Genomic DNA, 9,241 nt, shown 5'->3' with positions numbered 1-9,241 from the left:
TGCTCCGAACGGCCCCCTCTCCCTTCAGGGAGAGGGCTGGGGAGAGGGTTGCGGACTTCGACGACACGCCGGCGCTGAGCTTGGCTCCGTCCCCCCTCTCTAACCCTCCCCGCAAGCGGGAGAGGGGGCCGTTGGGCAGAACGAAAGGCACTGGCGTCAGATGGTAGGTCCGTTCGCGAGCAAGCTCGCTCCTACGAAAGACTCGCCGTGCCTCGATCCGTAGGGCGCATAACGCCAACGGCGTTATCCGCCGATGGCATCGCTCAGTGACAGCAGCTCCCCGACTCCAGGTCCTTGAGGATCGGGCAGTCCGGGCGGTGGTCGCCCTGGCAGTGGTCGTGGAGTTCCTGCAGGGTGTCGCGCAGGGCGGTGAGTTCGGCGATCTTGCGTTCCAGCTCGGCGATGTGCTGGCCGGTCAGCGCCTTGACGTCGGCGCTGGCGCGGCCGTGGTCCTGCCAGAGGGCGAGCAGGCGGCCGACTTCCTCCAGGGAGAAGCCGAAGTCCCGCGCGCGGCGGATGAAGGCCAGGCGGTGCAGGTCCTGCTCGCTGTAGTGGCGGTAGCCGCTGGCGCTGCGCCCGGCGGGGGCGAGCAGGCCGATGGATTCGTAGTAGCGGATCATCTTCGCCGACAGGCCGCTCTTCTTCGCCGCTTCACCTATGTTCATCGTCGCCTCCGCTTGCGTTCGCGCCGTGCGCCGGCTTCCAGCGCTTGAGCAGCAGGGCGTTGCTCACCACGCTGACGCTGGAGGCGGCCATGGCGGCGCCGGCGACCATCGGGTTGAGCAGGCCGAAGGCGGCCAGGGGCACGCCGACCAGGTTGTAGATGAAAGCCCAGAACAGGTTCTGGCGGATCTTCGCGTAGGTGCGCCGGGCGATGTCCAGGGCTTCGGGGACCAGCCGCGGGTCGCCGCGCATCAGGGTGATGCCGGCGGCGTGCATGGCCACGTCGGTGCCGCCGCCCATGGCGATGCCGACGTCCGCCGCGGCCAGCGCCGGGGCGTCGTTGATGCCGTCGCCGACCATGGCCACCACCTTGCCGCTGGCCTTCAGCTGCGCCACCACCGCGGCCTTGTCCGCCGGCAGCACTTCGGCGTGGACGTCGTCCAGGCCCAGGGCCTGGGCCACAACCCGCGCGCTGCCGCGGTTGTCGCCGGTGATCAGGTGGCTGTCGATGCCGCGTTCGTGCAGTGCCCGCACCGCCTCGGCGGCGCCGGGCTTCAAGCTGTCGCCGAAGGCGAACAGGCCGAGCAGGCGCGGCTGCGGCTGCAGTTCGAGCAGCCAGGACAGGGTGCGGCCCTGGCCTTCCCATTCGACGGCCTTGCCTTGCAGCTCGCCGGCGGCCAGGCCCTGCTCGTCGAGCAGGCGGCGGTTGCCCAGGGCCAGCAGGCGTTCGCCGACCTGGCCCTGGATGCCGCGCCCGGCCAGGGCCTGGCTGTGGCTCACGATGGGAACGCGCAGGTGCTGCTCGGCGCAGGCGCCGAGCACCGCCTTGGCCAGCGGGTGCTCGCTGCCGCGCTGCAGGGCGCCGGCCAGGGCCAGGGCGGCGTCTGGCTCGCCCTCGGCCACGGCGAAGTGCACCAGGCTGGGCGTGCCCGAGGTGAGGGTGCCGGTCTTGTCGAAGGCCACCGCGCTCACCGCGTGGGCCACCTCCAGGGCCTCGGCGTCCTTGATCAGGATGCCGTGGCGCGCGGCCACGCCGGTGCCGGCCATGATCGCCGCTGGCGTGGCCAGGCCCAGGGCGCAGGGGCAGGCGATGACCAGCACGGCCACCGCGTTGATCAGCGCGGTTTCCACCCCGGCGCCGGCCAGCAGCCAGCCGGCCAGGGTGAGCAGGGCGATGCCGATCACCACCGGGACGAAGACGTTGCTTACCTTGTCCACCAGCTTCTGGATCGGCGCCTTGGCCGCCTGGGCGTCTTCCACCAGGCGGATGATGCGCGCCAGCACGGTTTCCCCGCCCAGGGCGGTGGCGCGGAGGGTCAGCAGGCCCTCGCCGTTGATGGCGCCGCCGGTCACCGCGTCGCCCGGGCCCTTGGGCACCGGCAGGCTTTCCCCGGTGATCAGCGCCTCGTCGGCGTGGCTGCGGCCGTCGAGTACCTTGCCGTCCACCGGGAAGCGTTCGCCCGGGCGCACCAGCAGTTCGTCGCCCAGGCTCAGTTCGGCGATGGCGACGTCTTCCTCGTGGCCGTCGCGGATGCGCGTGGCGCGTTCCGGGCGCAGCGCCTCCAGGGCGCGGATGGCCGCGGCGGTCTGGCGCTTGGCGCGGCTTTCCAGGTACTTGCCGAGGAGAACCAGGGCGATCACCACGGCGCTGGCCTCGAAGTACAGGTGCGGCATGGCGCCGGGGGCGGCGCTCAGCCACAGGTACAGGCTCAGGCCGTAGCCGGCGCTGGTGCCCAGGGCCACCAGCAGGTCCATGTTGCCGCTGCGGGCGCGCACCGCCTTCCAGGCCGAGACGTAGAAGCGCGCGCCTATGACGAATTGCACCGGGGTGGCCAGGAGGAACTGCACCCAGGCCGGCAGCATCCAGTGCAGCCCGGCCCATTCGGCGAGCATCGGCAGCACCAGGGGCACGGCCAGGACGATGGCCGCCAGCAGGTACCAGCGCTCGCGGGCCAGGCGCGCCAGGGCCGGGTCCTCGGCGGGGCGTTCGGGCTGCAGCAGGCGGGCGTGGTAGCCGGCCTTCTCCACCGCGGCGATGAGCGTGGCCGGCTCGACCGGGCCGAGCAGGTCCAGGCGGGCGCGCTCGCTGGCCAGGTTGACGCTGGCCTCGCGCACCCCGGGGACCTTCTTCAGCGCGCGCTCGACGCGGCCCACGCAGCTGGCGCAGGTCATGCCGTCGATGGCCAGTTCCAGGCTGTGGCTGGGCACCTGGTAGCCGGCGTTCTCCACCGCGGCCACCAGGGCCGGCAGCTGTTCGGGCGAGTCGAGGCTCACCCGCGCCTGCTCGCTGGCCAGGTTGACGCTGGCCGCCAGCACCCCCGGTACCTTCTTCAGGGCCCGTTCGACGCGGCCGACGCAGGACGCGCAGGTCATGCCGGTCACCGGCAGGTCGAGTTCGATGGGGCTGTTCATGGACGCTCCTCCTGATGTCCGCGGCCCGGCTCCGGCGGGGCGGCGGTCACGATCCGACGATGCCCAGAGGATGAACCTTGCCACGAGGGCAAGGTCAAGCCCTGGTTCAGGGAAGGTTGACCGGCGTCAGGAACAGCCCGCCCTCGCGGTAGCCGATGCGGTAGCTGCGGATCTCCCCGGCGCGCAGGCGCAGCGTCTGCGTCTGCTGTTGCTGCATGCCGTCGCGGCAGGCGCCGGTGGAGGAGACGGCGAGGCGGATGGGCACCTCGCCGGGGGACAGGTTCAGCGCCACCGCGCCTTCGGGCTGCAGGCGCGTCAGCAGTTCGCCGCGCACGTAGAGGTCGATGTCGCAGGCGCTGCCGCTCTGCAGGCCCTGGCGGCTGATGTTGAGCACGGCGTAGCCGGGCGGTGGCGGTTCCTGCTGCGGCCAGGCCTGCACCGTGGGCGGGTCGGCGGCCAGGGCCAGGGCGGGCCAGAGCAGGCAGGGCAGGGCGCGGAGCAGGCGGCGCATGGGGGGCTCCCGGTAGGGCTCGGATGCGCAGAGCTTGGCCGAGGGCGGCGCCGGGGGCAAGCCCGCGGCGCGGTGCCGCAGGGGGCTTGACCTTGCCACGGTGGCAAGGTCGACACTGCGCCCATCGTCAACCGAACCCGAGGAGTTCGACCATGCAAGCGTTCAGTGTGAAAGGCATGTCCTGCGGCCACTGCGTGCGGGCCATCACCCAGGCGATCCAGGCCCGCGACGGCGCCGCCGAGGTCCAGGTGGACCTGGCCGGCGGCGAGGTGCGGGTGGCCAGCCGCCTGGCGGCCGAGGAGGTGCTGGCGGCGATCCGCGAGGAAGGCTACGAGGCCGCGCTGGCCTGAGCCGCGCCGGCCTGGCTCCAGTCGCGGACCAGGCCGCGGAACAGCGGCTCGAAGAGCGACTCGGCGTCCTGCAGCGGGTCGAACAGCTGCGGGTCGCGCAGCCAGTCGTTGATCAACCCCAGGATCAGGCCGTGGACCGCCCGCGAGGCGGTCTTCGGCGTCACCCCGGGCAGCAGCCGCACCCGGCATTTGTCGCGGGCGAAGAGCTGCTCGCAGAGGTCGATGAACTGGCGGATGAAGGCGTTGTGGCGAAGGATCGCCTCGCGCAGCTCCTCGGTGAACTCGCAGCGCTGCAGCAGGATGGTCAGCACCCGGCGCTTCTGCGCGTTCTGCGCCAGGCTCTGCACCACCTCCACGCAGAGGTCGAACAGCGACTGCAGCGGGTCCACCCCGTCGCAGCCGGACAGGCGCAAGGCCAGTTGCTCCGGCGGCAGGCGCACCTGGGCGAGCAGCTCGTTGAACAGGGGGGCCTTGTTCTCGAAGTGCCAGTACACCGCGCCCCGCGTGACCCCGGCGTTGCGGGCGATCTCCTCGAGGCTGGTGCTGGAAACGCCGTTTTCCAGGAAAAGCGCCTCCGCCGAGTCGAGGATCGTCTGGCGGGTCCTTTCCGAATCTTCTTTAGTTCTTCTCATGGCGCGGCTTGCTATACGGGCTAGGCTCACTAAGTGTTCCCGCAGTTTACTGAAATTTCGAGTGGGAACCGTGAGTTACTGGCGGATGGCAGTTTTCCCCCGACAACCGTACCGAATCATCCCAGCCGACATTTCCATGGAGAGGTTATATGCCGTTCACCCCGCGCGTGTCCGCCGCCCTGGCCCTGTGTGCCCTGGTTGCTGCGCAACCCGTACTGCCAGCCCTGGCGGATGAGGCGGGCGCGGCGCCACCGCCACCGGAGGTCACTGTGGAGGTGGCCAAAAGCGCCAGCCTGCCGCTGAGCCTGGAATACTCGGCGCGGGCGGCCGGCTACCGCGAGGTGGAGGTGCGCGCCCAGGTCAGCGGCATCCTGCAGAAACGCACCTATGAGGAAGGCCGGCCGGTGAAGCAGGGCCAGGTGCTGTTCCAGATCGACCCGCGCCCCTACCAGGCCGCCCTGGGCCAGGCCAAGGGCGCCCTGGCCCAGGCCCAGGCGCGCTACCGCCAGACCGACCGCGACCTCAAGCGCATCCGCGAACTGCAGCGCAAGGGTTTCGCCAGCGCCAGCGAGCTGGACCGCTACACCTCCGACTACGAGCAGGCCAAGGCTGACGTCGAGGCGGCCAAGGCCAACGTCGATGCCAAGCAGATCGACCTGGACTACACCACGGTGAAGGCGCCCATCTCCGGCATGGCCAGCAAGGAGACCCGTTCCGAGGGCAGCCTGGTCACCGCCAGCGACCCCAACACCAGCCTGCTCACCGAGCTGACCCAGCTCGACCCCATCTACGTCAACTTCGCCTATTCCGACACCGAGGCCGCGCGCCTGCGCGACGGCGTGCAGCAGGGCCGCCTGGTGCTGCCCGAGCACGGCAAGTTGCAGGCGCAGATCTTCTTCGGCGATGGCAGCCGCTACCCCATCGACGGCGTGGTGGATTTCACCGACAGCTTCGTCAACACCGGCACCGGCACCATCAACGCCCGCGCCGTGGTGCCCAACCCGGAAACCCACCTGATCCCCGGCCAGTTCGTCCGCGTGGTGGTCACCGGCATCACCCGCAAGGCCGCGGTGACCGTACCCGAGCGCGCCCTGGCCCAAGGCCCGCGCGGGACCTTCGTCTACGTGGTGGACAAGGACGGCCTCGCCCGCATGCGCCAGGTGACGGCCTCGCAGATGGTCAACCAGCGCTGGGTGATCGACTCCGGTGTCGACGATGGCGACAGGGTGATAGTCGACGGCCTGCCCAAGGTCCGCCCGGACCAGCCGGTGAAGGCCGTCGAGGCGCCCGTCGCGCCGACGCAGCAGGCCCCCGCCGCGCAAGCCCAGTCCTGAAGGAGCGGCCATCGTGATCTCGCGCTTCTTCATCGACCGCCCCGTGTTCGCCATGGTGATTTCCATCGTCATCCTGCTCGCCGGCCTCGCCGCCCTGCGCGCGCTGCCGGTGGCGCAGTACCCGGAGATCCTGCCGCCGCAGGTCGCGGTGACCGCCTCCTACCCCGGCGCCAGTTCCCAGGTGATCGCCGAGACCGTGGCCGCGCCCCTGGAGCAGGAAATCAACGGCGTCGAAGGCATGATCTACCAGCTGTCCAACTCCGACAGCAGCGGCGCCATGAGCCTGACCGTGTACTTCAAGGTGGGCACCGACCCGGACCAGGCCACCATCAACGTCAACAACAAGGTCCAGGCCGCCCTGGCCAAGCTGCCGGAGGAAGTGCGCCGGCAGGGCGTGAAGGTGCAGAAGAAGTCCTCCGACATCCTCCAGATGGTGACGCTGTATTCCCCGGACGGCTCGCGTGACCCGGTGTTCATCAGCAACTACGCGCTGATCAACGTGATCGACGAGCTCAAGCGCATCCCCGGCATCGGCGACGTCACCCAGTTCGGCTCCAAGGACTACTCCATGCGCATCTGGCTGCGCCCGGACAAGCTGGCGCAGTACAACCTCACCCCCAGCGACGTGGTCGACGCCATCCGCGAGCAGAACTCGCAGTTCGCCGCCGGCAACTTCGGCAAGGAGCCGCTGAACACCGCGCAGGACTTCACCTACACGGTGAGCACCCAGGGCCGCTTCACCGACCCGAAGGAGTTCGAGAGCGTCATCCTGCGCACCGACAGCACCGGCGCCAGCCTGCGCCTGAAGGACGTCGCGCGCATCGAGCTGGGCGCCCAGGACTACTCGATGAAGACCACCCTGAACGGCCAGCTCAACGCCGCCTTCGGGGTCTACCTGCAACCCGGGGCCAACGCCCTGGACACCGCCGACGCGGTGCGCAGCACCATGGAGCGCCTGGCCAAGCGCTTCCCGCAGGGCATCACCTACAAGATCCCCTACGACACCACCGTGTTCGTCAAGGTGTCCATCGAAGAGGTGGTGCACACCTTCTTCGAGGCCCTGGTGCTGGTGATGTTGGTGGTCTACATCTTCCTGCAGAACCTGCGCGCCACCCTGATCCCGGTGCTGGCCATCCCGGTGTCGCTGGTCGGCACCTTCGCCGGCATGTACCTGCTGGGGTTCTCCATCAACCTGCTGACGCTGTTCGGCCTGGTGCTGGCCATCGGCATCGTGGTGGACGACGCCATCGTGGTGCTGGAGAACGTCGAGCGGGTGATGCGCACCGAGAAGCTGCCGCCGCGGGAGGCGGCGATCAAGGCCATGGAGGAGGTGACCGGGCCGATCGTCGCCATCGTCCTGGTGCTCTGCGCGGTATTCATCCCCGTGGGCTTCCTCGGCGGCCTGGCCGGGCAGATGTACCAGCAGTTCGCGATCACCATCGCGGTCTCGGTGGTGATCTCCGGGATAGTCGCGCTGACCCTCTCGCCGGCGCTCTGCGCGCTCATCCTCAAGCCCGAGCACAAGGAACCGGCGGCGCCGTTCCGCTGGTTCAACCGCATGTTCGACGCGGCCACCGCGGCCTATGGCGCCGGCGTGCAGTTCTTCCTCAAGCGCGTGCTCATCGGCCTGCTGGTGTTCGGCGGGATGATCGCGCTGATGCTGGTGCTGTTCGGCCGGGTGCCCGGCTCGCTGGTGCCCGACGAGGACCAGGGCTACGTGATCAATGCCTACCTGCTGCCGCCGGCGGCCTCGCTGTCGCGTACCGAGGCGCTGACCGACGCCGTCTCGCAGCAACTGGAGAAGCACCCGGCGGTGCTGGACGTGGTGACCTTCGCCGGCCTGAACATCCTGACCAATGCCAACACCACCAGCGCCGGGGTGTCCTTCATCACCCTCAAGGACTGGAAGGAACGCCAGACCCCCGAACTGGACGCGCGCAACCTGACGCACACCTTCATGGCCATGGGGGCCAGGCAGCAGGACGGCGTGGTGCTGACCTTCAACCCACCGCCGATCACCGGCATGAGCACCACCGGTGGCTTCGAGGCCTACATCCAGGACCGTAGCGGCGGCACCCCCGAGCAGTTGCAGGCCATGGTGCAGAAGTTCATGGCAGCGGCGGCCAAGCGTCCCGAACTGGCCGGGGTGACCAGTACCTTCAACGCCAACGTGCCGCAGTACTACATCAACCTCGACCGCACCAAGGCGCGCTCGCTGGGGGTGGCGATCAACGACGTGTTCACCGCCATGCAGGCGACCTTCGGCGCCTACTACGTCAACGACTTCACCCTCTACGGGCGCACCTGGAAGGTCAACCTGCAGTCCGAGGCGGACTTCCGCCGCAAGCCCGAGGACCTGACCCAGGTGTACGTGCGTTCCTCCACCGGCGACCTGGTGCCGCTGTCGGCCCTGGTCAGCGTGCAGCGCACCCTGGGGCCGGATTCCTACGCGCGCTTCAACGTGTTCCCCGCGGCCAAGCTGCTCGGCGGCCCGGCGCCGGGCTACAGCTCCGGCCAGGCCCTGGCGGCGATGCAGGCGGTGGCCGACCAGACCCTCGGCGACAGCTACTTCCTCACCTGGATCGGCTCGGCCTACCAGGAACTGGAGACCCAGGGCTCGGGCAGCACCGCCTTCCTCTTCGGCCTGATCCTGGTATTCCTTATCCTCGCCGCCCAGTACGAGCGCTGGACCCTGCCGCTGGCAGTGGTCACTGCGGTGCCCTTCGCGGTGTTCGGCGCCATACTCGCCATCTGGATGCGCGGGCTGAGCAACGACGTGTACTTCCAGGTCGGCCTGGTGACGCTGATCGGCCTGGCGGCGAAGAACGCCATCCTGATCATCGAGTTCGCCGTGATGATCCGCGAGGAGCAGGGCCTGGGGCCGCTGCAGGCGGCGCTGGAGGCGGCCAAGCTGCGCTTCCGGCCGATCGTCATGACCTCCCTGGCGTTCATCCTCGGCTGCGTGCCGCTGGCCATCAGCAGCGGCGCGGGTTCGGCCAGCCGCCATTCGATCGGCACCGGGGTGATCGGCGGGATGCTCGCCGCCACCGTACTGGCGACCTTCCTCATCCCCATGTTCTACATGCTGGTGGAGTCGGCCGCCGACCGCCTGGGCAAGCGCAAGGCCAAGGCCCAGCCGGCCGCCGCAGCGGCCCAGGGCGAAGGCCCGGCGCACTGACGGGCAGCGGGCGCCGGCCGCCTGGCCGGTGCCCGCGCAGCCTGTCGAAGCCTCGTGGATTTTCTATTCGGCCCTGCCCCGGCGGCGGCGAATTGCTATGCTTGGCGGCGTTTCGTTAGCCTGCTTCCAATCAATCCGCCCGAACCTTCCAGGCCCCGTCC

7 protein-coding genes are annotated in these 9,241 nt (G+C 69.7%); 3 read left to right on the top strand and 4 right to left on the bottom strand.

The window, feature by feature from the left end; all coding sequences use genetic code 11:
- Window positions 1–263: 263 nt before the first annotated feature.
- The 3 genes from cueR to VV867_RS26065 form a co-directional block, all read right to left on the bottom strand.
- Entirely contained in the window at window positions 264–665 is a 402-nt protein-coding gene (cueR, locus tag VV867_RS26075) for a Cu(I)-responsive transcriptional regulator (protein ID WP_328567957.1), read from the bottom strand.
- The gene (locus VV867_RS26070) at window positions 652–3,075 is read right to left on the bottom strand and encodes a heavy metal translocating P-type ATPase (protein WP_328567956.1); all 2,424 of its coding nucleotides are present in this window, start codon (window positions 3,073–3,075) and stop codon (window positions 652–654) included. Before VV867_RS26070 ends, cueR begins: the two co-directional genes overlap by 14 nt.
- Before the next feature lie 106 nt (window positions 3,076–3,181).
- Window positions 3,182–3,586 (bottom strand): hypothetical protein, encoded by a 405-nt coding sequence (locus VV867_RS26065; RefSeq protein ID WP_109934186.1) that lies wholly within the window; start codon window positions 3,584–3,586, stop codon window positions 3,182–3,184.
- Window positions 3,587–3,738: 152 nt separating this feature from the next.
- Between VV867_RS26065 and VV867_RS26060 the strand changes: the two genes are divergently transcribed.
- Window positions 3,739–3,936 carry a heavy-metal-associated domain-containing protein gene (locus VV867_RS26060; protein WP_009616013.1) on the top strand — a complete coding sequence of 66 codons (198 nt, stop codon included), beginning with the start codon at window positions 3,739–3,741 and terminating at the stop codon, window positions 3,934–3,936.
- Here the strand turns inward: VV867_RS26060 and VV867_RS26055 are convergent.
- Entirely contained in the window at window positions 3,915–4,568 is a 654-nt protein-coding gene (locus VV867_RS26055) for a TetR family transcriptional regulator (protein ID WP_328567955.1), read from the bottom strand. The genes VV867_RS26060 and VV867_RS26055 overlap by 22 nt on opposite strands.
- A gap of 149 nt (window positions 4,569–4,717) precedes the next feature.
- Between VV867_RS26055 and VV867_RS26050 the strand changes: the two genes are divergently transcribed.
- On the top strand, window positions 4,718–5,902 hold the full coding sequence (locus tag VV867_RS26050; protein WP_328567954.1) for an efflux RND transporter periplasmic adaptor subunit: 1,185 nt from the start codon (window positions 4,718–4,720) through the stop codon (window positions 5,900–5,902).
- A gap of 13 nt (window positions 5,903–5,915) precedes the next feature.
- Window positions 5,916–9,080 (top strand): efflux RND transporter permease subunit, encoded by a 3,165-nt coding sequence (locus tag VV867_RS26045; RefSeq protein WP_328567953.1) that lies wholly within the window; start codon window positions 5,916–5,918, stop codon window positions 9,078–9,080.
- The last annotated feature ends 161 nt before the right edge of the window (window positions 9,081–9,241 follow it).

The sequence above is a fragment of the Pseudomonas sp. JH-2 genome, from assembly GCF_036231725.1.
Classification (GTDB): domain Bacteria; phylum Pseudomonadota; class Gammaproteobacteria; order Pseudomonadales; family Pseudomonadaceae; genus Pseudomonas; species Pseudomonas delhiensis.
The sequence above is the reverse complement of the archived record's forward strand: the minus strand, read 5'-3'. Positions and strand labels throughout refer to the sequence as shown.